We start from the raw sequence: 24,722 nt of genomic DNA, 5'->3' as shown, positions 1-24,722 counted from the left end.
GAAGAGATGCCTTTTGCAAGGATATATAAATTATATTTTTCGCCAGATCGGGAATACGTTAGAAAACTAAAAAACCTGCTTGGATTTGTTCCCGGAAATGTACATCTGTACAAGATGGCGTTTAGACACAAGTCTGTCGCCGTTACAATTAAGGAGGGCGCAAAGAATAGCAACGAACGTTTAGAATTCTTGGGTGACGCTGTTTTGGGTTCGGTTGTGGCTGAACTGTTATTTAAGAAGTATCCTTATAAAGATGAAGGGTTCCTTACTGAAATGCGCTCAAAAATTGTCAGTAGAGCAAACCTAAACCAGCTTTCCAGAAAGTTGGGGTTTAATGAGCTTATCCAGTTTGATGCGCGAATGATCAGTTTTCCGAATAAACAAGGATCCTTATTGGGAGATGCTTTTGAGGCATTGGTAGGGGCAGTCTATCTGGATAGGGGCTATGTTTTTACAAAGAGCTTTTTATTGAATCGAATTATTAAACCGCACGTCGATATTCATCTATTGGAACAGACGGAAACAAACTTTAAGAGTCGATTGATTGAATGGTGTCAACATACTGGCAAAGAGATCGTATTTCGGCAAACAGACAACCCAGAAGGGGAGTCTTCTAAAATGTTTAGTATTGAAGCGGTCGTTGATGGCGTTGTTTGTGGGCTTGGCCGTGATTTTAATAAGAAATCTGCGGAGAAATCTGCTGCCGAAAAAGCCTGTGAATTCCTTAAAATTCTGGAAGTAGAATAAAGGATTTTATTAACTTTGCCAAATATGGCAGTAGTAAAACCTTCTTTGGCAAAAGGAACGCGTGATTTTTCACCTTCCGAAATGATCAAACGTAACTATATTTTCGATACACTGAAAACGGTATTCAGAAAATATGGCTATAATGAAATACAGACCCCTTCATTTGAAAATTTGACAACTCTTACCGGTAAATACGGTGACGAGGGTGATAAATTGATCTTTAAGATTCTTAATTCGGGTGATTATTTGGCGAAAGCGCCAGATAACCTGCTTCATGATAAAAATTCCAATAAGCTCATTCCTCATATATCAGAGAAAGCACTACGATATGATCTTACGGTGCCGTTTGCACGCTATGTTGTGATGCACCAAAATGATATTACTTTACCATTTAAGCGTTTTCAGGTACAACCTGTGTGGCGTGCAGATCGTCCGCAGCGCGGAAGATACCGTGAGTTTTATCAATGTGATGTCGACGTGGTCGGGTCAGAAAGTCTATTGAATGAAGCTGAGTTTATTTTGATTTATCAAGAAGCCTTCGAACGTTTTGGACTGAAAGATTTTAATATCAAAATCAACAACCGGAAAATTCTTTCAGGTATTGCTGAAATCATCGGAAAACCGGAACTGATTGTGGATATGACCGTCGCGATCGATAAATTGGATAAAATCGGGTTGGAAGGTGTCAACAAAGAGCTGTTGGAAAGAGGTTTTACAGAAGCAGATCTTGCTATTTTGAAACCTATAATTTTATTGGAAGGCTCGAATGATGAGAAACTGTTTTCCTTAAAAACGATTTTAGCAACTTCTGCTGTCGGTTTAAATGGTATTGCTGAGATTGAAGAAGTGTTTGACTATGTCAGCAAATTAGGTGCTGAAGAAAAGTTGCTTAATCAAATCATAGATCTGGATATTACATTGGCTCGAGGTCTTAATTATTATACAGGTTGTATCTTTGAGGTCAAGACGAATGAGGTTGCCATGGGAAGTATAGGTGGCGGTGGTCGTTACGATGATCTCACAGGTATGTTTGGGCTGAAGGGGCTGACAGGAGTCGGTGTTTCCTTTGGTGCGGATCGCATCTATGATGTGTTGGAAGAGCTGGAGTTATTTCCTATCGGTAAGGCCGATTCTACCAAGCTCCTGATTATAAATTTTGATAAGCAACTGGAAAGTTATACCCTGAATTTACTCAATAAGCTTCGGAAGGAAAATATCGCTTCGGAACTCTATGCTTCTCCTGTAAAATTGAAAAAACAAATGGGTTATGCGGATGGGAAAGGAATTCCCTACGTATTATTAGTGGGTGACGAAGAGGCTACTTCAGGGCAATTGTCTTTAAAGGACATGGAAAGCGGGGAACAGGTAAAGGTAACTGAAAGTGAGCTGATACAAAAACTTCGATAGCAAACAGTTTGCATAAAATAGATTAAGCCAAATGATTATTAAGTCCTTTGGCTTTTTTATTTTCATAAGTTTTTGATTTATTTGATTGTGCCGTTCATTTATTTGTAATCAAATGCTATATACTTTAAATCAAATGTCTTAGAAGTGTCTTAAAGTATAAATAAAATTGATTTTTGGGCAAGGAAATTCGTCCAAAATTATTAGATTTGTAGTCTAGAATAGTAAGAAAATCAAAACTTTGAAATGAGTTCAACACCTATAACAAAAGAGACATATTTGGAGTGGTATAAGTCTATGTTACTTATGCGTAAGTTTGAAGAAAAAGCAGGTCAACTTTACGGACAGCAAAAGATTCGTGGTTTCTGTCACTTGTACATAGGACAAGAGGCTGTAGTCGCTGGAACGATGTCAGTAATCAAACCTGAAGATTCTTTAATCACTGCTTATCGTGATCACGCCCACGCTTTGGCTAAAGGCGTTTCTGCAAATGCTTGTATGGCTGAATTATATGGAAAGATCACTGGTTGTTCAAAAGGTAAGGGAGGTTCTATGCACTTCTTCTCCAAAGAACACAAATTCATGGGTGGCCATGGTATTGTTGGTGGTCAGATTCCTTTAGGTGCTGGTATTGCATTTGCTGAAAAATATCTTGGTACAGATAATGTAAATATCTGTTATATGGGTGATGGAGCTGTGCGTCAAGGTGCATTCAATGAGACATTGAACATGGCGATGTTGTGGAAACTTCCGGTTATCTTCGTGTGTGAAAACAACGGTTATGCAATGGGTACTTCTGTACAACGTACAACGAACATGCAGGATATTTACAAAATGGGCTTAGGTTTCGATATGCCTTCTGCTCCGGTTGATGGAATGGATGTTGTTGCTGTACATAATGCGATGGACGAAGCTGTTCAACGTGCTCGTGCAGGAGAAGGTCCAACATTCCTAGAAATTCGTACATACCGTTACAAAGGACACTCGATGTCTGATCCAGCTAAATATCGTACGAAAGAAGAACTAGAAGCGTATAAAGACCGTGACCCATTGTTGTCGACTAAACATGCTATTTTAGAAAACAACTATGCAGATGACGCTTGGTTTGCAGAAGTTGAGGCTGATGTGAAAAAGGTCGTTGAGGAGTCTGTGAAATTTGCAGAGGAATCTCCTTATCCAACTGCAGATGAATTGTACAAAGATGTATATGTACAACAAGACTATCCATTTATTTTAGATTAATACTCTTTAACTTGATAATATAATAAAGAATGGCTGAAGTAGTAAGAATGCCGAAAATGAGCGATACAATGACCGAAGGGGTCATCGCGAAATGGCACAAAAAAGTTGGTGATAAAGTAAATTCTGGTGATTTAGTAGCTGAGATTGAAACAGATAAAGCTACGATGGACTTTGAGTCTTACCAAGAAGGAACTCTTTTATATATTGGTCCCAAAGAAGGCGAAGCAGTAGCTATTGATGCTGTTATTGCTGTTTTAGGAGAGCCGGGTGAAGATTTTCAAGCATTGTTGAGTGGTGATGCACCTGCTGCTGAAAAAGCACCAGAAAAAACTGAAGAAAAAAAAGCAGAAGAAGTTTCTGGATCAGAATCTTCGGCTAGTACTGTAACTCCTGAAGAATTGGGGTGTACAGTTATTACAATGCCTTTGTTAAGTGATACCATGAAAGAGGGCGTCATTGCGCAATGGAACTTCAAAGTTGGTGATACGATTAAATCTGACGATGCTATTGCTGATGTAGAAACTGATAAAGCGACTATGGAAGTTACAGCTTATGCTGATGGTACCTTGTTATATGTTGGTCTTGAAGCTGGACAAGCTGCAAAGGTTAACGATATCATCGCGATCGTTGGTCCTGCTGGAACTGATATCACACCTTTGTTAAATCAAAAATCTGCACCTGCAAAGGCGGAAAGTGCTGAAGCTCCTAAAGCTGATTCAGCTGCTGCTGTAACTGCTGCACCGGTAGCATCGTCTTCAAGCGATGATTCTCGTGTGAAAGCTTCTCCTTTAGCACGTAAAATTGCACAAGAAAAAGGGATCAACTTAGGTGATATCAAAGGTTCTGCAGATGGTGGCCGTATTGTGAAGAAAGACGTTGAATCATTTGTTCCTGTTGCTGCACAACCTGCGGAGACAAAAGCTGCTCCTGCAACCGAAGCAAAAGCAATTACTTTGCCTACATTTGTTGGTGAAGAGCGTTATACTGAAAAACCAGTTAACCAAATGCGTAAAACTATTGCGCGTCGTCTAGCAGAGTCATTGTTTACAGCTCCACACTTTTATTTGACTGTATCTATTGACATGGACAATGCAATGGCTGCTCGTGCACAGATCAATGAGATTGCTCCAGTAAAAGTTTCTTTCAATGATATCGTTGTAAAAGCTGTTGCTGTTGCCTTGAAAAAACATCCTGCTGTAAACTCTTCATGGCAAGGCGATAAAATCCGTTTCAACGAGCATACCAACATTGGTGTTGCAATGGCTGTTGAAGATGGTTTATTAGTTCCTGTTGTGCGTTTTGCAGATGGTAAATCATTGTCACATATCTCTGCAGAGGTGAAAGACTTCGCCCAAAAGGCGAAAGCTAAAAAATTACAGCCTGCGGATTGGGAAGGATCTACATTTACAGTTTCCAACTTAGGTATGTTTGGAATTGACGAATTTACATCCATTATCAACTCACCAGATGGAGCTATTCTTTCTGTTGGTGCTATTCAAGCAGTTCCTGTTGTTAAAAACGGTGCTGTAGTTCCTGGTAATGTAATGAAAGTGACTTTGGGTTGTGATCACCGCGTGGTTGATGGTGCAACTGGAGCTGCATTTTTGCAAACATTAAAATCTTTGGTTGAAAATCCAGTAAGATTATTAGCATAATCCTTTAATAGAGGAATTAAAAGCCACTTTAGTAATAAAGTGGCTTTTTTTATGGCCTTAATTGATTAAGCTCATTCCACGGGAAAGCTTTTTTTACCGATAGTTTCTATCGTTATCTGTTTGGTTGAAGTAAGTACACGTTGTCCAACGCTATAGTAAAGGAGAGTCTGTGCGTAAAAAAGGTAACATATACGATGAATAACAATTATTGTGGGGAAAAATTCGTTTTTTTATACTAAAATCTTCATTTTAGCATTATTATCAGTATGCTGGTCCTTCTATTACGAGCTTCAATAATTTGATATTATTTAGGACACAGGAAATAGGGGCTATTTATTGATATACAATACAGAAAACACAAAAATCCGGGAGACTTAGTATAGTGAAATTATTTTTTTTAAAGGGAATAGTCGCTCTTTTGTTTGTATCTACAGTGGCTTGTAGTTCAAAAGAGAAAAAACAGAAGGAAGCAGCGATAGCGCAGGCAAAAGTGGATAGCACAAGGCTCATCTATAATCCAAATAATGCAGATCAGAAGATCGATGCTTTTATGAAAAATCTTCATTCAAAAGCTGCATTCAATGGGAATGTTCTTGTTGCTAAAGATGGTAAAATCTTATATCAGAATACATTCGGCTGGGCCAATTACTTAAAACGGGATAGTCTAAAAATTGATGACAAATTTGAACTCGCTTCCGTTTCTAAACCGCTTACAGCTGTTGGAATTTTAAAGTTAGTGGAGGCAGGAAAGTTACGGCTCGATCAAACGATCAATGACTTCTATCCAGATTTTCCTTATCCTGGTATTACCATAAAAATGTTATTGACACACCGTTCGGGATTACCTAATTACGTTTATTTTTCAGAGGAACATTGGCCTGATCGCAAGAAAGGAATGACGAATCAGGATGTGATGAAAATGCTGACCGAATTTAAGCCTAATCGCTATGGTGCGCCAGGAGGCCGTTTCTTTTACAATAACTCGAACTTTATGGTCTTAGGGGCCATTATTGAAAAGATATCAAAGCAAGATTATGCTACGTATATGAAAGATAGCGTATTTAATGTTGCCGGAATGACAAATACAGCTGCACTTTCTAAGGCAGTGTATGATAAAATCCCGACTAACGTTATTGGGCATGACAAGGTATGGCGAAGATCGGTCGTGCAAAATTTTCAGGATGGACCGCTTGGTGACAAAGGAATTTATAGTACAGTGCGTGACCTTTATCGTTTTGATCTTGCTTTGAGAGATGGACGATTGTTAAAGCAGTCAACATTGGATTCGGCATACCGGGGATATCCCGATGCCAAAAAGGGAATCTTTAGCTATGGTTACGGTTGGCGTACGTTTGAGCATGGTAATGATCATATCGTATACCATACAGGTTGGTGGCACGGTTTTAGACATATTTATGTAAGAGATTTGAAAAGAAACATTGTTATTGTTTTACTTTCTAATATGACGAATGGAAGCTTGGTCAAGTTGGACGAGCTTTATAAAATCATGGGAATGCCAGTATTGCGTAAAAATGCGTATAGCAATCATGGTGATTTTATCATTGATGAGTAATTTCTGAGCGATGCTATTTTGAGAATTTGGATTATCTTCTTTATCCTATTGTAATTAGCAGGCAAAGAAGATAATCTACACGCCTTGAGTGTGCATGCAACAGGTAAATACAAAAGATATAAAAAGGGATGAAAAGAACATTGATTTTAGGTGCTAGTACCAATCCTTCACGTTATTCGAATAAAGCTGCAAATATGCTGCATAAACATGGGCATGCTATCGTCAATATTGGCTTGAGTGGAGGGGAAGCTGCAGGAGTTCCTATTGAAAAGAAAGGTGAGATATATACAGATATTGATACTGTGACAATGTATCTTAGTGAGCCTAATCAGAAAGAATATTACGATTATATATTAGCGACGAAGCCAAAACGGATCATATTTAATCCTGGTGCGGAGAATGCAGAATTGGAACAGCTCGCTATGGAGCACGGTATTAAGACAGAAAGAGCCTGTACTCTTGTCTTGTTGAGTACAGGACAGTTTTAGATTTTGGATTTATGAAGCAATTCAACCGATAGGTACTTCGTGATAAAATAATTTGTCAGACCCACGGTATTGCTGTCGAGATTTAGACTTGACACTTTTATGTCACAATGTTCCTTCAAAATGGCCATGGTATAGGAATTTATGGCTTGCTGTATCGGAATCGTGATCAATTCATTTGCTTTTGCAATTTTTCCACCCAACACGATCAATTCGGGATTGAGTAGCTGTATTAAGGATGCAAAAGCTTTTCCTAGATTTGTCCCTAGTTTTGAAATCTGATTTATTGCAAATTGATCACCCTTGTTTGCCGCTTCAATAATATGTGTCGGTGTTAAATGTTGTAATTCATCGGGTTGCAATTCATTTAATTTAGTCAGCTCTCCTTTTTGGATTTCCTGTTTAGCATTGTTGACCAAAGCAATTCCGGAAGCTACGGTTTCCAAACAGCCCCTTTTCCCACAATAGCAAAGTTCACCGTTGTCGATAAAGGGCATATGTCCTACTTCGCCGGAGTAGCCATCACGGCCTAGGTAGACTTCGCCATTGGACACGATTCCTAAACCTATCCCCCAATCCATTAGGATAATTAAACTGTTTTTTGTGTTTTTTGCCAATCCAAATTTTAATTCAGCATAAGCTGCACCTTTGACGTCATTCAGAATGAAGACCGGTTTTTTATATATGCGCTCAAAATAGTTTGTTATGGATTGATTGTCCTCATGTAAAAAAGTCTCGTTGGTACCTTCTTCAGCGTTGATTAGTCCTGGCATGCCAATAATAATCCCTGTTAGGTTCTCGGTATCAACTGATTTATCGATGAGATATTGATCAACGATTTGTGTGATAATAGCTAGATTTTCTCCATTGCGAGATAATTCATTATCAAGCTCAATCGTTTCAGCAATAATGTTCTGGTTGTTGTCCATTATGCTCAGTGTGATGGAGAAACGTTGGAGTTCAATCGATAGCACCTGAAACAATCCATCACAAAGCTTATATAAATTGGGTTTACGTCCTCCAATAGATTCTCCTTTGTCAAATTGACGGATAAAATCATCTTCCAGCAATTCTGCAATGAGGCTATTTACCGTAGGCAGGCTTAAATAGAGGTTTTTTACAATGTCATTTACCGATACAGATCCTAATTCGGCTATTAATTTTATAATGGAGATTTTATTGAACAGATTTTTCTTTTCAGGTTTACTCTCCAATTTTTTGTTAATCAGTAAGTTTACGGCTTTAGTCATAAAACATCATATTTTGAAATAGAATCCTCAGGGCTTTAATTTAGCAAAAGTTTTGGAATCATTTGGTTATTTTTCTCACTTGACAAGCAAGTGGGCTAATTAGCAAAAAGGGGATAAGATTCCTTATCCCCTCTCTACGTATAAGTTTAGACTATTTGAGTTTTTTCACTCGAATATCTTTAAAGAATACTTCGGTACCGTGTCCTAAAAACCCGATATGACCAGAGGTTCTTTTAAGCCCGGGATGTTGTTTGCCATCCAGGGTTCCATTTTTGCTTGCCTCTGCGATATCCGCATCCACGATAACCGCGCCATTCAGTGTAACTTTGATGCGATTTCCTTTCACCACTATTTCCTCGGAGTTCCATTCACCTACAGGTTTTAAATGACCTTTTTTGGCAGGAACAACTCCATAAATTGAACCGTGATATTGGTATTGCTTCAAGTCTTTATAAACATCTGCACCATCATCAAGTACCTGGATTTCCATAGCCTCATATGCGGCATCTCCTTCCAGAGGAGCGCGTATTCCCACACCATTGTTGGCACCAGGAGTTAATTTGAAGTCGAAGCGATAAATGAAGTCTGCATATTCTTCTTTTGTGTAAAGGTTTCCACCAAATTTTGCATTTGGATACACCCAGATATAACCTTCGTCATTGACGACATAAGCTTGGTTTTCTGTCCACTTGTCGAGGTTTGTTCCATCAAAAAGTACTTCAAAACCTTCTTTTTTCTCTTGATCGCTCAATTTAAAGATTTGTTTTCTTGGAAATTCCTTGATAAAAAGATCTCTATAATAAACAACTGAACCATGCGCTTGTAACTCAATTTGTTCGGTAGGGAAAATTGACTGGTTCCTATCCCAATAGTTTTCAAGAGGAATATTATCGGTTACTAACTGTCCATTTAACCAAACTGTGACTTTATCGTCTACCATTTTGATTTTAAACGTGTTCCATTCGCCAGTAGCATTGTCGGCAACCTTTAATGGTTTGCTTTCATTTTTCTGGTTGTTGTATAATCCGCCAGAGCCAACTTGGGCGCCGACTCTTGTATTTGCAATATCCCAAATTTGTACTTGTGGAGTACCTCTCAAGTAGATACCGGCATCACCTTCTATACCGCCATAGTTCTCCAATTTCCAATCTACGAGCATTTCAAAATCGCCATATTTCTTTACGGTAGCCAGATTATCTCCTTTACCACTGAAGGCAATTTCACCGTTGGATGCTGTCCAGCCTTTGCGCATGATATCGTCGGCTTTAGCTTGTTCTGCTGCTAAAGTTTTCTCGTTCATTTTACTTCGTTTGATCGGATCCGCTACCAAACCTTTCCAGCCACTTAGGTCTTTACCGTTGAACATCGAAACATAGCCTTCTTTGATTGGCATTTCAGCAAGATAGCGAACAACAGCTTCTTTAAGGTATCCACTTTCACTACCCGACAATTTACCGATTACCTGTTCAAGAACCTCTCTAACCTTTTTGCCATAGAACTTGTTGTCCATTGCAATGTTCATCGCTACATTGGCCGCAGTTCCGCCAAGTTGAGCGTCGTTCATTAAATCGGCGGCAAAAACTAAAGACTGGTATGTTCCTGTAGGTTGTAACGCCGATAATGCTGCTTTTTTCTGATCTGTTGTTTTGGCAACGTTGAATGCATCTCTTAATAACAAAGTTTTCTGTTCAGGCGTATTCGAAGAAGAAGAAATTGATTTAATTAATCCTCTGTATACCGTATTGAAAAGATTATCGTCTTTTTCTGTTCGGGAAAGAGATACCAATTCTGGCAGTGCGTTGGAGGTAGACCAGCTAGCCAAAGACTCAATTGCTGCGGACCGTAGACCTGTATTATTGTTGTTAAGGTATGCAGTTACAGCTTTCAATGACTGGGCGTCACCAAGTCCAGCAAAAATAGGGAAATATTTAGCCGTATTAGGCGCTGCAGACTTCGATATATTGGCTGCTAGTTTTTCTGTTAATCCTTTTGAATTTGTGCTTGACTGAACCACATTGACAATGGCACGTTGCAATAGCACGGCAGATTTATTGTCTGTCGTATTGTTTAACCTACTGAATAGTTCTTCTAAGTCCGATTCCTGAGCTACATTTGGGAGTGCTTTGTTGATCGCTTCTTCGACAGCAGGGTTTGAACTCTTTATGGCTAATACAGCTTTGGATGATGCATTGTTGGAACGTTTACTTAAAATATCCAGCAATTGAATCTTTTTGTCATCGTCTACAGTGGCAAGTGCATTGTTGACATCGGTAACGACATTTGCATCTTTCGATGACAGGATCAATGCTTTTACCGAATTGTTGAATTGTTGATCAGCATTGAGCGCCTGGATTAAGGTATTGGTTTCTTTACCCTGAGATAGTGTATTTAGTGCACTTAATCCAGCTAATTTAGTTACGGGAGACTGTGTTTTATTTACTAATGCCTGGATTAGTTTTAAGCTGCTTGCCGAACCATTGTGGGCTAAGTAGTTCAATACACTTTCTTGCACTTCAGGAGTACCCTTGCTTGCTAAAGCAAGCAAGCTTTTTGCGTCGGCGCCTTTTCCGTATTTTCCAAGTAATTGTAATGCAATGTTACGGTAAGCACCATTATCGCTCTTAACAGCTGCTAACAAGTTCTTTTGTTGTTTCGCTGGGTCGATGGTCGTCAATAATTTAAGCGATGCAATTTGGCCGTTGATCGATTTTACTTTTTGTGATTCCTGGAAAAACTTGTTTAGGAACTTAACCGCATCTTGGTCGTGTTTATTGTCGATCAATGCTTGAGCATAGTCAATACCAAGTCCTACCGCATCCAATTTGTCATAGCTATAGCCGGCAGCATTTAGTTTTTCCTGGAATAGCGATTCAGAAGCTGTGCCCCCGATTTTACTCAGCGCGATTAATGCTGTCCTTTGGAAGCCATCCGAATTATATTTTTGCGTTAATCCTAAAATGGCACTTTCAGCATTTTTATCTTTTAGATCTCCGAGTGCTGTAACCAGGGCAATGGCAGTTTTCTCTGTTGTGGATGCTGCTAAAGCTTTTTCTAAGACTGCTGTCGATTCTGGGGTACGAATAGATACTAGGGTTCTCGCTGCTGCATCGGCAAGATAATCGTTTGTCAAACAATTAGCGACAGCTGGTATAGCTGTATTATCGGCGCATTGACGTAACAGGCGTAGGGCAAAGACCTGATTTGTTGGTTCACTCAATTGCGCTATGGATTTTGCCAATCCTTCAACAAACACTCTTTTCTGCTGTTCTTTGCCTGGTTGGTTTACGTAAAACGAATAGCTGTTTGCCGCAAATTCTATCGGAGCATTGTTGCTACCTGGTGCTTTAAGTCCTTTGAGGAAGGTAACGACGTCATCAGAAGAAAAACCTTCCAGCTCATGCATGGCAAGTAAAAACTTTTCTTTTTCTTCGGCAGGCTGTTGTGCCAATACGTCTGCTATTTTAGTTGCAGTCGTTCTATTTTGTGGTTGCTGAGCGTAGGTTGCACTAGATATAAGAAGCAATACGGTCAGCGAATTGAATATTCTTTTCATTAGGATATCTTTTTAAATAGACCAAGGGCCTCTCATTGGTTGGTGAATTAATCTATTTGCGGCGTCGTCATTAATAAATAGCTCATTTTGGGAGTCATATTTTAGTGATCTGTTCAGTCGCAATGCTGCTAATCCCATGTTGACCAAGGTACAAGAACGGTGTCCATTGATTTCATTCAGTGCAAACTTTTCTCTTGTGCGAACGGATTCCAAGAAGTCAGTAATCTGTGGTGCAGGTTCAGGGTACTGTGCAAGTTTTCTTTCCAAATCTGGTATATCTGATTGGAATCCTCGATATAATTTACCTTTTGGACCTTCAATATAGGCTGCCTTTTCATCTTTCGCTTCACCGTCTAAAATAATCTGACAACCATCGGCATAGGTAAATGTAATTCGTCTCCATGTGCCCACGGCATCCGGATGTTGCTGCGGAGCATCAACGTCGACGGTAATCGGGCTTTCGTTGTCTTTACCTAAGAAGTATTGAACAGGATCCATATAATGTTGCCCCATATCTCCTAGACCGCCACCATCATAATCCCAATATCCTCTAAAAGTGGTATGTACGCGGTGTTTATTGTAAGGCTTGTATGGCGCCGGACCTAACCAAAAATCGTAGTCAAGTTCAGCCGGTACTTTCTCCTCTGATAAATTTTCTTTTCCTACCCAATAGAACTTCCAGTCAAAGCCGGTATGTTTGCTTATCGTAACTTTCAAAGGCCAACCTAACATGCCAGTATCAACTAATTTTTTGATTTTGCTTACTGGAACATTCATTCCATAAAAGTCATCCTTGAAACGAAACCAGGTATTTAAACGGAAGATATTGCCATGTTGTGCAATGGCTTCTTTCACTTTTTTACCTTCACCGATAGTACGTGTCATTGGTTTTTCACACCAGATATCTTTTCCTGCTTTTGCCGCTTCAATGGACATCAGTCCATGCCAATGTGGCGGAGTAGCAATATGCACAATATCTACTTCCGGAGATTTAATCAACTCCCTAAAGTCATGGTATTCCTTCACACCACCGCCTAAGTCTGCTTGTGCTGCCGCTAGATGGGTTTTGTCTACATCACAAATGGCTACTGTTTTGGTTCCGGCGTAGCCAAAGTGTCCACGGCCCATATTGCCGACACCAATTACACCTTTGGTTAGATGGTCGCTCGGAGCAAGATAGCCCTGTCCTCCGAGTACAAAGCGTGGTACAATAGAAAATGCCGCAGCACCGACCACGGATTTTTTTATGAAATCACGCCTTGATGAATTCTGTTCTTTCATTTTGGTTGGATTAGTTGTTTTATAATTGATCCACTATTAGGCTGTTAAAAATAACGGCATTGGATATTTAATCTTAAAAATAGATAAAAAACTGATAAATGTAAACTGATAACTAAAATTTTACGTATTGTTTATTTGTGTTTTGTTAAAAAATAACAAAAGAATGCTGTTGAATTCATTTCTTTCATATATAGCCACCCCATTATTGCCTATGCTTTGTTGTTTTATCTACTAAATTGTTACATTTCAGTGATGTAGCTATTCGATGTGATGGACAGAGAAGGACTTGAATCTAGGTTTTCCTCAATCGTTTTCGTAAAAGAGGCTTGATTTCAGGAGAATAATCCAGCATCTTTATGGTCGCTCTGATAGCATTAAATCCTAATGATGAATCTAAGAATACTGTTTTTACTCGTTTGCATCCTATGCCAGCCATTTGGAGGATCAGCTCAATTTAGAATTCCAGTGTTGGGCCATACGATTTATGAAGGTGTGTTTACCGGAAATGGTCTCCTGGGAACGATGACTTACTTAGCCGGTAAGAATTCGATGCGTGTGGATATTGGAAGAACTGATATTTATGATCATCGAGCGAATTCGGCCGATAAATTGTTTGATCAGGCGCGTATGTCGTTAGGTCATTTTGAAATAGAATTTGAAAGCCCTATTGTGCAGGCACAAGGGGAAATTCATTTAAAAGATGCCTATGCTGAGGCGAAAGTCGGCACAGACCAAGGGATGGTGAGAATTCGGACGACCACCTTATCGAATGACAACATTATTTTGCTAGAGGTATTTAAAAAAGATTTTAACGGGATTTACCATCTTACATGGAAACCCGACGAAGCCATCAGTCCTAGGATGGGATTCAGCTATACGCAAAAACCGAAAAATTATCCAACAAATCCAAAAGGAAGTTTTGGCACGCAAGGCGAAACAAAATATTTTGATCAGCCTCTTCTAGCCGGGGGAGGGTATGTGACGGCTTATTGTGGCAGATCCGGCAAAGAGGTGGATACTTATTTAATTACTGTAGATTATACCCAGCAGGGGACCGCTTATGTCAAAAAGGCGATCAATTATATTCGGAATTTTAATAAGCAAAAGTTAACAAAGGGACTGGCAGCCCATCGCAAGTGGTGGACAGACTATTTTGCAGCATCTACACTGGAGCTGCCAGATACGGTTTACCAGCAGTTTTATGATATGCAACTGTATAAGCTTGCCAGTGCAACAAGGTCAGATAAACCCGCCATGGATTTACAGGGTCCCTGGACAAGTCCAACTCCGTGGCCAGCGTACTGGCTTAATCTTAATATGCAACTTGCTTATTCCCCTGTTTTCAAAGCGAACCAGCTCGGTATTGCAAACTCGTTGATCCAGATGATTGATCGGAATAAAGATAATTTAAGACAAAATGTTCCCCAGCCTTATCGCTATAACAGTTTGGCTGTTGGTCGCTCCTCGGGGCCGACATTATGGAGTCCTGTTCTTCTGGCAAAAAATGTCTCATTGGATGCGGCTTCCGATGGAGAAAAGGAACTGGGGAATCTCGTATGGCTGTTGCATAGTTATTATCAATATTATCGAGCGACCCTGCCGCAGGAAGTATATGATCGCTTATTCCCGCTACTGAAGGAAGCGATAAATTATCATTTGCACCTAGTGGAAAAGAATCAAGCAGGAAAATACCATATCGGTGTGAAAACCTATTCGCCAGAATATTCAAAAGGGTATGCTTATGATACAAATTATGATCTTTCTATTTTCAAATGGGGTCTCAAGACGCTTATTGAGCTGGATCAAGAAAGAGGCGGCAAGGATAAACTTCATGCTGTCTGGAAAGACGTATTGGCCAACTTGATTGATTATCCACAAGATGTCGATGGCTTTATGATCGCAAAAGATCTTCCCTATGGCGAGTCGCATCGGCACTATTCGCATCTAATGATGATTTATCCTTTTTACGATATAAATTGGGATCAGGTAAATAATCAGGCTCTTATCGAGCGCTCTATTGCACATTGGCAGAGCAAAAAGCAATGGTTGCAGGGCTATTCATTTACGGGGGCTGCCTCTATGTATGCCATGATGGGGAGAGGAGATTCGGCTTTGGCTTCACTGGATGTTCTATTGCAGAAATATATTAAAGCCAATACGCTATATGCTGAAAGCGGTCCGGTGATAGAAACCCCACTGGCAGCGATGGCGAGTATTCAAGAATTGTGCATGCAGTATTGGAATGGTGTATTACGCGTGTTTCCTGCTATTCCTCATAAATGGAAGGATGTTTCCTTTACCAATTTTTTGACAGATGGTGGAAATCTCGTATCAGCAGAGCGGAAAAATGGAAAAACGGCCAACATCCGGATCAAAAGTCAATATGGAGGTCGTCTATGTTTAAAATCCGATATCGGAATACCAGAGGTAAAGATACAGGGAGAGGGTACGTTTGATATAAGGAAAGACGGAATGATTGATCTGCAGCTCGATAAGGGAGCAATCGCTTTGATCAACACACATTGATAACGCGAGATTAAAGAAAGTAAGACAGGACGAGCTAAATAGGCAGATTCTGTGAATCAACGCTCTATATTCCTCAATCAATTGAAATAAGGAAAAAGAGCATATTATTTAGGTATAAAATTGAAGCGCTAATGCGCTGACCAAATAAAAATAAAAGAATAGAAAATAATGAAATTAAAACAACTTTCCGTGTTATTATTGGCCATTTTGGGTACTTCGACTGTCGTTCAGGCGCAAACGGCAAAACCAAATCTATCCAAAGCGTTTATTCAGCAGCAGCTAGATGCTGCAGCGAAGCAAATAAAAGTCCTGGCGAGTGAAACTCCGGCAGAAAAGTTTCCAAAAACTTTCGAAAATGGCAAAGAGGTATTTTCTTCGTCGAGCTGGTGGTGTTCGGGGTTCTATCCAGGGACATTGTTGTATTTATATGAAGGCACTAAAGATGAAGGGCTATTAAAGAAAGCAACTGAGAAATTGACCTATCTAGAAAAAGAAAAGAACAACAAGGGTACACATGATTTAGGGTTTATGTTATTCTGTAGTTTTGGAAACGCACTGCGTCTCACGGGTGATAACCAAAAGTATGGACCAGTACTCAGCACCGGCGCCAATTCCCTAGCATCTCGCTATAGTCCAACTACCAAAACGATCCGTTCTTGGGATCACGGATCATGGCAGTATCCGGTTATAATCGATAATATGATGAACCTGGAGTTTTTGACACAGGTGTCTAAAATGACTGGAGATAAAAAATTCTATGATATTGCGGTATCTCATGCTGAAACAACCTTGAAAAATCACTTCAGAAAAGATTATAGCTCATACCATGTGATCGATTATGATAAAAACACAGGTAAGGCCATTGGTAAAAAGACCCATCAGGGCGCATTTGATGAATCGGCATGGTCAAGAGGACAAGGATGGGCGCTGTATGGTTATACCATGATGTACCGCGAGACAAAGAAGAAAGAATTTTTGAAGCAGGCCCAGCAAATCGCAAAGTATATCCTAAGCAATCCGAATTTGCCTGCTGATCTGGTTCCTTACTGGGATTTTGATAAAGATAAAATTGCGCAGTCAGATAAAATGTATCCGAATAAGGATCTGCGGGATGTATCTGCGGCGGCATTATATGCATCTGCTTTGTTAGAGCTCTCACAATACACAAAGGGAAGTGAAGCTTTGAATTATTTTGATAAAGCAGAAACGATTCTTAAGAACCTGTCGAAGGTACCTTATCTGGCACCTTATGGTCAAAATGGTGGGTATATCTTACAACACAGTGTTGGAGCGCTGCCATTAAATTCGGAAATCGATGTGCCGTTGACTTATGCAGATTATTACTATGTTGAAGCCTTGGTTCGTTATCAACGCCTATTGTCCGGAGAACCTATGATCAAAGAGATCGCTAAATAAGGTTGTCAACAGTTAAAAGCTTATTTTAGTGGGATCAGATCGTTTAAAAAATGATTTGTTTTAAGTAAGGCTCGAACTTGATTAAAAACGTAGTTAAAGCTAAAAGACAGAGGTGGCTATGCCACCTCTGTCTTTTTTATTGGGAATAACAGCGTTTATTGAGCATTACGGAGACTACAGTTCGATATAACAGGGTTTAGCTATTCTGGTTGGGCGTAGCGGTTTGTTCCGACGGATTGTATCCAAACTGTTTTTTAAATTCCTTACTAAAGTACTTCCTGTCCGAAAACCCCACAGCATAGGCGATCTCACTGATGTTCATGTCAGAATTCAGTAGTTCTTTCGCTTTGTTTAGCCTATACGTTTTAACATAATTATTGAGCGATAAATTGGATATGGCCTTCAGCTTACGATAGAGAATTGGAGCGCTCATTCCCATTGTACGCGATATAAAATTAACATCAAAGCTATCTGACTGGATATTTTCTTCAATCAACTCATTTAGGGATGAGATGAATTGCGCATCAAGTTCATTGTCGAATGAAGCTGTTTTGACCTGAAATTCTTTACTCTTTTTGTGGCTGATAGCCAGGAGGTTTTGAGCAGAAAGAAATAGTTGTTTATTGTCGAAGGGCTTTGTTAAATAGATATTTGCACCCTGCTCCAGGGCTAAGGTTTGTGAATGGCTGTCTGTTACGGCTGTCAACAAAATGAACGGAATATGGCTTGTCACCATATTTGTTTTAACGGCCTGACACAGTTGGGCTCCATCCATATAAGGCATCATCAGGTCTGAAATAATAAGATCAGGGATATATTCCAATGCTTTGGAAAGAGCTTCTTCGCCATGATCAGCCGTAATGATTGTGTAGGTGTCCTGAAACAGACTGACTACCGTTGCTAATAATTCTTTGTTGTCTTCTACAATTAAAATAGTTTGTTGCAAGGAAGTATCGAGCGTGTTTGGTACCAGTATGCTAACGTCTTCTGCTTCCTTTGCAAGGAGGCCTATTGCTTGTGGCTCTACTTTCTCGCCAGCTTGTTTCGGTAAGGTTACCGTAAATACCGTCCATTTTCCTTTTTCATCGTCCTGTGAAAAACAACGAATCTCTCCCTTGTGCTGCAGTACAATTTGTTTGGTAAGTGCCAAACCAATGCCTGTGCCGATCGCATCATTAGCTTGTTCTTCACGATAGTATTCTTCAAAAATTTTAAACTGATTGTCTGTGGCAATGCCAATGCCGTTATCAACTATGTTTATGGAAAACGAGTCCTCGCTTTCGATCAGATCCAGATAGACTGTACCATATTCGGGTGTGTATTTGATGGCATTGGAGAGTAGGTTAAACATCACTTTGTCAAATTGGACTGTATCGATGGACTGCAGTCCTACAGCATCCAACTGACGTATATAATAGTTGAGATGTTTTGTTTTGGCAAGGTCATTCAGTAAGTAGAACGTATCTTCTATGTATTCTCTAAAAGAGATGTCGGTTTTCTTCAGCACAAAGTGTTTGTCATCGAATTTTTTAAAGTCCAGCAGCTCGTTGATTACACCAAGGAGTTTACTGGCATTCTTTTTTATCCGTTTTACTTTGTTTTGAGTAGCGGTAAGATTGGCCGTTTCGGAAATAATTTCGTCTAATGGAGCTGTAATCAAAGTCAAGGGTGTGCGAATTTCGTGCGATATCTGTGTAAAGAATTTTATTTTCTTTTCCTGTTCCCGTTCTGAATTGATCAACATCTCACGTTCGACAACGAACTTGATGACAAAATGTACCCCCAGCGTAAACAAGCCGGCATACAACAGATACGCCCACCAAGTTCTCCAAAAGGGAGGTTTAATATCGATATTGATCCGTAGGGGTATACTGCTCCAGATGCCGTCGTTATTACTAGCGAATATGGTCAAGGTATGCATTCCGACTGGAATATTGGTATATCGTATTGACGGAGTACTTGTTTCAAGCCAATCCTTGTCAAAACCATCGAGCTTGTATCGGTATCTATTCTTTTGCGGTTTGATGAAATTAGAACCTGAGAAATTAATCGTAACAAAGTTTTCATCATGTCGGAGTTTGAGCTGATAACTGTTGGGATCTGTTGTTTTCTGAATCCGTCCGTAGTTCAATGGTGTCTCTTCAAGAAAGATATTTCGGAAAAATACCTCAGGGATAGTCAGATTGAAGATTATTTTTCGGGTATCCAGGGCAACTACACCATTGAGAGTTGTGACGAATAGTGTTCCTGTTTTGCTGGCAAAGACTTTGGCTCCAAGTAAATTTTTGACCGGTAAACCGTCATACTGATTCAGGAGGTAGCTATGTTTTGTTTTGGGATTATAGCATATTAATCCATTTTTACTGGTAAGCCATACCTGCTTGTTCACAAAGATGGGCCAGCCTAGCGAATTGTTCGGAAAGCGAGATACCTTGGTTAAGTGATCATGCTGATCAAAATGATATAAGTATTCTTTGGATGTCAGCCAGATGTCCCCGTTCGGATGAACATAAAACCCACCTAGCGTCAATGTATCCAGCTGTTTTATTGGTTTTATGTTTGATTCATTCGTTTTTTTGCGAAAAAGTGTACCTCCTCTGAGAAAATATGTCTGCTGTTTATTGTCCGCTTGGATATCATCAATTGTGCCTGTTTTTAATGCAGCGTTATATGCTGCAGGTTTTCCAGGATCGACGATGTAAAGCCCTTTATTGGTTCCGAGGTAAATGCGGTGAACTGGATCGACATAAATGCTATAAATATTGTTTTTGAGATTCAGGAGATCTTTTTCCAGGTAAAAGTGTTGTGTGTTTCCAGATTGTGCATCGATAATGGAATAACCGCCGCCATACTGTGCCGCATAAATTTTGTTATCTCTAACGTATAGATCCTTGATCAGGTTTGACTGGGTTAATTTAGACAAAGGGGAGGTCATTTCTGTTCTTTTGTCAATTTTGTTGATTCCTTCTTCTTCTGTTCCAATCCAAAACGCATTTTCTGACTCTGCGAAACTGCCGGTGATATCGCTGTTGAGGCTGAGACCAGGACGTGAACGTGTTGAATAATGCTGTATGGGGATCAGATCGGGGTAGATGGCATTGATTCCTCCAAAATAAGTTCCTATCCAGGTGATCTGTTGTCGATCAATAAAGATATCATAGATAGAGTTTTGACTCAATGAGTTTTTGACGGAGGTATTATGTTTATAATTTAGGAAATGTGGTGCCCCATTAAAGATGGAGAGTCCTTTTAATGTACCGATCAAGAGGTCTCCCTGTTTAGTTGGGACGATTTTTCTGATGTTATTGCTGAGCAGATTGCTATTTGTTTCTGTTAGATTATTCCATTTTTTATCAACGAAGTTGTATTGGAATATTCCATGCAATTTTGTGCCAACCCACAGGATGTTTTTATGAAGATACATTGTGCTGAAAATCTGTTCTTTTAGCGGCAGGGGGGATGCTATAAGATTCTGGATCGTAGAAATTTGATTATTTTTTAATGAAAAGGACGTTATACCATCCATGCTCGCCATGATATAGGTTTCCGGTCCTGTCTGAATAATCGATTGTACACGGGATTGGTTAATGATTTTTTTTAGATTGTAGGTGCCTGCTGTGGGGATAGCCTGAAAGAGCCCTTTGTCGGTGCACAGAAATATTTTGTCTGAAAAGATCTGTATGTCGGCGACGGCAATTTTTTCTTGAAAAGGTTTTCCCTGTTTAAATACCGCTTTGCGTTTGTCGATATCGAAAATGAATAACTGCGTTGCTGTAGCAATGAAAAGGTCATTATTTGCGTTGATGGCAATCTTGTTAATGTAATCTACCTTTTTAAATACCGTATCCTGTACGAGAATATTGGTGATATTTTGGGAGTCATATACAAAAAGGTTGGCTCCGCCGCCGAACCAAAGTTTACCTTGTTTATCTTGAGCAATTGCTAATACCGCCTGTTTATCCAATACGTTCTCCTGGCTTAGTGTCTCAAATTTTAAATTCTGGGCATGACAAATGGAAATGATGGATATCAACAGCAGAAATTGTCGCGATAAAATAGGTAGTATGCTCATGGTTATGGGGTATTTGTGTCAAATTTAAGATTTTACCCCCAAATATTTATGAATTTCACCCCTCTTAATTTGCTCATAGACTCATCTTTGACCTATTAAACAACCAATTTTTATTATAAAACTAATTTCCTAAAGTATGGCAAAGTTTTACAAAGTTGGACTGTCTGCTATGATGATGTTTACTGTGGGTGCGAGTATGGCACAACAGAAAATTTCAATTACGGGGCGGATTACAGACAGTCAAGGAGCACCTTTATCGGGTGTAACGATTCGAGAAAAGGGCGGAAAGACCGCCACTTCAACAAATGAGGCAGGTCAATATGCCATTTCTGTTTTAGAAAATGCTACATTACTGATTTCATATATAGGATATCAGGATCAAGAAATCAATCCTAAAGGGCGTTCGATAATTAATATCAGTCTGGAAAAAAACACCTCAGCGCTTGATGAAGTTGTTGTTGTGGGTTATGGCACGCAGAAAAAAGTCAATTTGACTGGATCTGTCGCTACTGTCGGTGCAGATAAACTTACAAATAGACCGATAATGAACCTTGCCGCGGCTCTAGGTGGAACTGCACCTGGTATACGTGTTACGCAGGGCAATGGGAATCCCGGAAGCGAGGATGTGTCCATTCGTGTTCGTGGTACAGGGTCTTTCAATAATAATAACCCGCTGATTCTTGTTGATGGTGCTGTAGCCGATATGGTTCCATTAAATACGGATGATATCGAGAATATTTCTATTTTGAAAGACGCGGCTTCAGCAGCAATTTATGGATCTCGTGCTGCTAATGGCGTCATTCTCGTAACTACTAAAAAAGGGCGGAAAGGTGAGGCGCCTAAAATAACATTCAATGCATTGTATGCGCGTGAGAAAGCGCAAACTGATTTGAAATTTATGTCGAGTACAGCAGATTGGATGGAACTACACAACATCGCTAAGGTGAATGCTAACCCGACTTCGACATCTCCTGATTATACACTTTCAACGATTGAAGACTGGCGCAAAGCAAATGCTGATCCTAATGGTATATATACTAATCCGATCACTGGGAACAGCATCCCTAATTGGTTGGCATATCCAAATACTGATTGGGCGCAGGTTCTCTTCCAGCCTCAATATTATCAGCGATATGGTGTTTCAGTAACTGGAGGGAGTGATAAATCTTCTTATCTCATGTCCGCCGGATACCAAAATAATCCTGGAACGTTGGCAAATACTGGAATGAAGAGATTCAACATTCGGACCAATTTGGAAACAAAAATTGCGGATAGAATTACTTTTGGAACACAAACCTATGCTACAAAGGAGTATAAGCAGCCTGGTAGCACTTCAATGACTTATTTGCTTCAGGCTTTTCCAGGAATGACACCAATTTATGAGGGAAAATATGGATCCAGTGAAGATCCCAACACAACAAATAAGGATAATATTCTCCAACAGGTGGCTTCGAATGGTGGAGAAAACAACTACACACGTATCAATAGCACATGGTATGCTAACGCGGACCTTTGGAAGGGAATTATTGCAGAGGCTCGCTTTAACTACAGTGAGTATACGCGTGAAGATGAAAATTATTCCCAAAATTTGCCGAGGTATAGTTTTAGAGAAAGCTTTGAGAAGCCTAAAGAGGGTATAGGAAATTTGGACCAGGCGACAACTTACCGTTTTTCTTATAAATCTTCCAGTTATACAGCGAATGCATTATTGCGTTATGCACATACTTTTGGAAAACACGATGTTGGCGGATTAGTAGGTTACGAGCAATATTATTCAAAGACAAGTGGGTTTAATGCTACTCAACGAGGATTGCTTGATTGGAGTGTTACTGATATAAACTCGGGAGGTACAATGGAGTCCATTGGCGGCTCTGATCAGAATAGAAAAGATAATGCAAAAGCGGAGAACGCAATGATTTCTTATTTTGGGCGGGTAAACTATGCCTATGATGGTAAATATTTGTTCGAAGGAAACTTTCGTTCGGATGCGTCATCTAAGTTTGCTCCAGGACATCGCACAGGATTTTTCCCTTCTTTCTCGGCAGGTTGGGTTATCAGTAACGAAGGGTTTTTTGATCCAGCCAAAACAACGGTTAATTACTTAAAGCTTAGAGGGTCCTATGGAACCTTAGGGAATACAATAAGTGGAAATTACGATTGGCAGACTCTTTATCAGAAAGTGAATAATGTATTTAACGAGTCGGTTGCGAATGGGGTTATTCAGCAAACTATCCAAAATCTTAGTTTATCATGGGAGAAACTAACGACATATAATGTTGGGTTGGAAGCCAGTTTCTTAAATCGTCGTTTGAGTGTCGAGGCCGATATGTATTCCCGAAAGACTTCTGATATCTTAACGGCAGCTATTATTTATTTGACGATGGGTAATATCAATGCACCGATGTCCAATACTGCTTCAATGAATAATAAAGGGATAGAACTAAATTTGGGGTGGAACGACAAAATTGGAGATTTCAGGTATGGAGTTAGTGGTAATATCTCTTACAACATGAACAGAGTTTCCGGATTTAAAGGAACGTTAAAGTATGAACAAGATCCATCGACTCTCGATATTTGGGGTAATCCAACTTGGCGTTATACGAATTTAGCAGATGTGTCTACAGGAGGAAACGAGCGTCGTGTGGAACAGCATATGCTTGACGAATGGTTTTTAAGAAAGCCTTACGCGGGTACTGGAACTTATATGAAATCTGATGGAAGTGTAGATCCCAATGGTGGTCCAACAGATGGAATGATTCGTACTAAAGCCGACCTGGAGTGGGTGAAATCCATGATTGCTGCAAATTATTCTTTCAATAACAATACAGTGGGCCCGGGAGCAGCAAATATTTGGTATGGACAAATGCTTATGGCAGATGCGAACGGTGATGGTAAGTACGGTAATGATGATGACCGTGAATTCACTGGGAAGTCTTCTGTTGCCAAATTTGTGTTTGGCTTAAATCTGACAGCAGCGTACAAGGGCTTTGATCTAAGCATGCTTTTGGCGGGACGTGTCGGCTCTTATCATTATATTAATGAGCGTGGATCTAATGGATCAATCTTAGCGAATACAGGTGATCAATTGCCAGCAGATGCCTGGACCAAATATTATTCTTATGATGCAGTAAGAGCAAATAGCGATTATGATAATTATGATCCTGCTACAGATCCAAATGCAAATATAAATGGTAAATATCCACGTTTACTTTCTTCAAGTTCAATCATGCAGGCTAATACATTCTATCTGTACAATACCTCGTATTTAAAGTTAAAGTCTTTGCAGTTGGGGTACACATTTCCTAAAAAATGGATTAATCAAGCTAAAATTAAAGACTTAAGGGTATTTGTAACTGGAGAAAACCTATTGACTTTTAAACATAAAGACTTTCCAGGAGTGGACCCGGAATTAGGTGGTTCATTGATTGTTTATCCGATCGCGAAGTTATATTCCGCCGGGGTATCAGTAACTTTTTAACTTAATCTCAGAACAGAAGGATAAGTTAATTTGAGTTTTC

Annotated in this window: 13 protein-coding genes; 9 read left to right on the top strand and 4 right to left on the bottom strand. The window is 39.7% G+C overall.

Translation table 11 applies throughout. The features are described 5' to 3' along the window. Positions 1-6: 6 nt before the first annotated feature. The 6 genes from rnc (at position 7) to GVK91_RS22545 (ending at position 7,109) form a co-directional block, all read left to right on the top strand. Entirely contained in the window at positions 7-747 is a 741-nt protein-coding gene (gene rnc / locus GVK91_RS22570; protein ID WP_075990857.1) for a ribonuclease III, read from the top strand. Positions 748-771: 24 nt separating this feature from the next. After that, complete coding sequence (gene hisS, locus GVK91_RS22565) at positions 772-2,154, top strand: histidine--tRNA ligase (protein WP_153844919.1); 1,383 nt, start codon at positions 772-774, stop codon at positions 2,152-2,154. Between the two features lie 243 nt (positions 2,155-2,397). Beyond that, complete coding sequence (gene pdhA / locus GVK91_RS22560; protein ID WP_046674850.1) at positions 2,398-3,393, top strand: pyruvate dehydrogenase (acetyl-transferring) E1 component subunit alpha; 996 nt, start codon at positions 2,398-2,400, stop codon at positions 3,391-3,393. Between the two features lie 29 nt (positions 3,394-3,422). Continuing rightward, positions 3,423-5,048 (top strand): pyruvate dehydrogenase complex dihydrolipoamide acetyltransferase, encoded by a 1,626-nt coding sequence (locus tag GVK91_RS22555; protein WP_153844920.1) that lies wholly within the window; start codon positions 3,423-3,425, stop codon positions 5,046-5,048. A gap of 382 nt (positions 5,049-5,430) precedes the next feature. Next, positions 5,431-6,621, top strand: a complete 1,191-nt coding sequence (locus tag GVK91_RS22550) for a serine hydrolase (RefSeq protein ID WP_153844921.1) — start codon at positions 5,431-5,433, stop codon at positions 6,619-6,621. 128 nt (positions 6,622-6,749) lie between these two features. Then, the gene (locus GVK91_RS22545; RefSeq protein WP_153844922.1) at positions 6,750-7,109 is read left to right on the top strand and encodes a CoA-binding protein; all 360 of its coding nucleotides are present in this window, start codon (positions 6,750-6,752) and stop codon (positions 7,107-7,109) included. On the opposite strand, the gene GVK91_RS22540 is transcribed toward GVK91_RS22545, so the two are convergent. The 3 genes from GVK91_RS22540 to GVK91_RS22530 all read right to left on the bottom strand — a co-directional run bounded on the left by GVK91_RS22540 (position 7,106) and on the right by GVK91_RS22530 (position 13,190). Next, on the bottom strand, positions 7,106-8,356 hold the full coding sequence (locus tag GVK91_RS22540; RefSeq protein ID WP_153844923.1) for an ROK family transcriptional regulator: 1,251 nt from the start codon (positions 8,354-8,356) through the stop codon (positions 7,106-7,108). The genes GVK91_RS22545 and GVK91_RS22540 overlap by 4 nt on opposite strands. Before the next feature lie 151 nt (positions 8,357-8,507). Beyond that, positions 8,508-11,909 carry a DUF1080 domain-containing protein gene (locus tag GVK91_RS22535; RefSeq protein ID WP_159731407.1) on the bottom strand — a complete coding sequence of 1,134 codons (3,402 nt, stop codon included), beginning with the start codon at positions 11,907-11,909 and terminating at the stop codon, positions 8,508-8,510. Positions 11,910-11,921: 12 nt separating this feature from the next. Then, the gene (locus GVK91_RS22530; RefSeq protein WP_159731405.1) at positions 11,922-13,190 is read right to left on the bottom strand and encodes a Gfo/Idh/MocA family oxidoreductase; all 1,269 of its coding nucleotides are present in this window, start codon (positions 13,188-13,190) and stop codon (positions 11,922-11,924) included. Positions 13,191-13,574: 384 nt separating this feature from the next. Between GVK91_RS22530 and GVK91_RS22525 the strand changes: the two genes are divergently transcribed. Together GVK91_RS22525 and GVK91_RS22520 are read left to right on the top strand one after the other, a co-directional pair. Beyond that, complete coding sequence (locus tag GVK91_RS22525) at positions 13,575-15,716, top strand: glycoside hydrolase family 95-like protein (RefSeq protein WP_159731403.1); 2,142 nt, start codon at positions 13,575-13,577, stop codon at positions 15,714-15,716. A 168-nt stretch (positions 15,717-15,884) separates the two neighbouring features. Next, positions 15,885-17,132, top strand: coding sequence for a glycoside hydrolase family 88 protein (locus tag GVK91_RS22520; RefSeq protein ID WP_159731401.1), 1,248 nt, complete (start codon positions 15,885-15,887; stop codon positions 17,130-17,132). A 196-nt stretch (positions 17,133-17,328) separates the two neighbouring features. Here GVK91_RS22520 and GVK91_RS22515 read toward each other — a convergent pair whose 3' ends face one another. Continuing rightward, complete coding sequence (locus GVK91_RS22515; RefSeq protein WP_153844927.1) at positions 17,329-21,204, bottom strand: hybrid sensor histidine kinase/response regulator transcription factor; 3,876 nt, start codon at positions 21,202-21,204, stop codon at positions 17,329-17,331. A gap of 136 nt (positions 21,205-21,340) precedes the next feature. On the opposite strand from GVK91_RS22515, the gene GVK91_RS22510 reads away from it, so the two are divergent. Continuing rightward, a complete protein-coding gene (locus GVK91_RS22510) occupies positions 21,341-24,682 on the top strand; it encodes a TonB-dependent receptor (protein ID WP_159731399.1) in 3,342 nt (1,113 codons plus the stop codon). The last annotated feature ends 40 nt before the right edge of the window (positions 24,683-24,722 follow it).

It is taken from the genome of Sphingobacterium sp. 18053 (assembly GCF_902706145.1).
GTDB classification, from domain to species: Bacteria; Bacteroidota; Bacteroidia; order Sphingobacteriales; family Sphingobacteriaceae; genus Sphingobacterium; species Sphingobacterium paramultivorum.
The sequence above is the reverse complement of the archived record's forward strand: the minus strand, read 5'-3'. Positions and strand labels throughout refer to the sequence as shown.

What these genes read in the sequence shown, in the direction of transcription:
- rnc (WP_075990857.1), top strand. Translation starts at nt 7, where the DNA reads ATGCCTTTTGCAAGGATATATAAATTATATTTTTCGCCAGATCGGGAA.
- hisS (WP_153844919.1), top strand. Translation starts at nt 772, where the DNA reads ATGGCAGTAGTAAAACCTTCTTTGGCAAAAGGAACGCGTGATTTTTCA.
- pdhA (WP_046674850.1), top strand. Translation starts at nt 2,398, where the DNA reads ATGAGTTCAACACCTATAACAAAAGAGACATATTTGGAGTGGTATAAG.
- GVK91_RS22555 (WP_153844920.1), top strand. Translation starts at nt 3,423, where the DNA reads ATGGCTGAAGTAGTAAGAATGCCGAAAATGAGCGATACAATGACCGAA.
- GVK91_RS22545 (WP_153844922.1), top strand. Translation starts at nt 6,750, where the DNA reads ATGAAAAGAACATTGATTTTAGGTGCTAGTACCAATCCTTCACGTTAT.
- GVK91_RS22540 (WP_153844923.1), bottom strand. Translation starts at nt 8,356, where the DNA reads ATGACTAAAGCCGTAAACTTACTGATTAACAAAAAATTGGAGAGTAAA.
- GVK91_RS22535 (WP_159731407.1), bottom strand. Translation starts at nt 11,909, where the DNA reads ATGAAAAGAATATTCAATTCGCTGACCGTATTGCTTCTTATATCTAGT.
- GVK91_RS22530 (WP_159731405.1), bottom strand. Translation starts at nt 13,190, where the DNA reads ATGAAAGAACAGAATTCATCAAGGCGTGATTTCATAAAAAAATCCGTG.
- GVK91_RS22525 (WP_159731403.1), top strand. Translation starts at nt 13,575, where the DNA reads ATGATGAATCTAAGAATACTGTTTTTACTCGTTTGCATCCTATGCCAG.
- GVK91_RS22520 (WP_159731401.1), top strand. Translation starts at nt 15,885, where the DNA reads ATGAAATTAAAACAACTTTCCGTGTTATTATTGGCCATTTTGGGTACT.
- GVK91_RS22515 (WP_153844927.1), bottom strand. Translation starts at nt 21,204, where the DNA reads ATGAGCATACTACCTATTTTATCGCGACAATTTCTGCTGTTGATATCC.
- GVK91_RS22510 (WP_159731399.1), top strand. Translation starts at nt 21,341, where the DNA reads ATGGCAAAGTTTTACAAAGTTGGACTGTCTGCTATGATGATGTTTACT.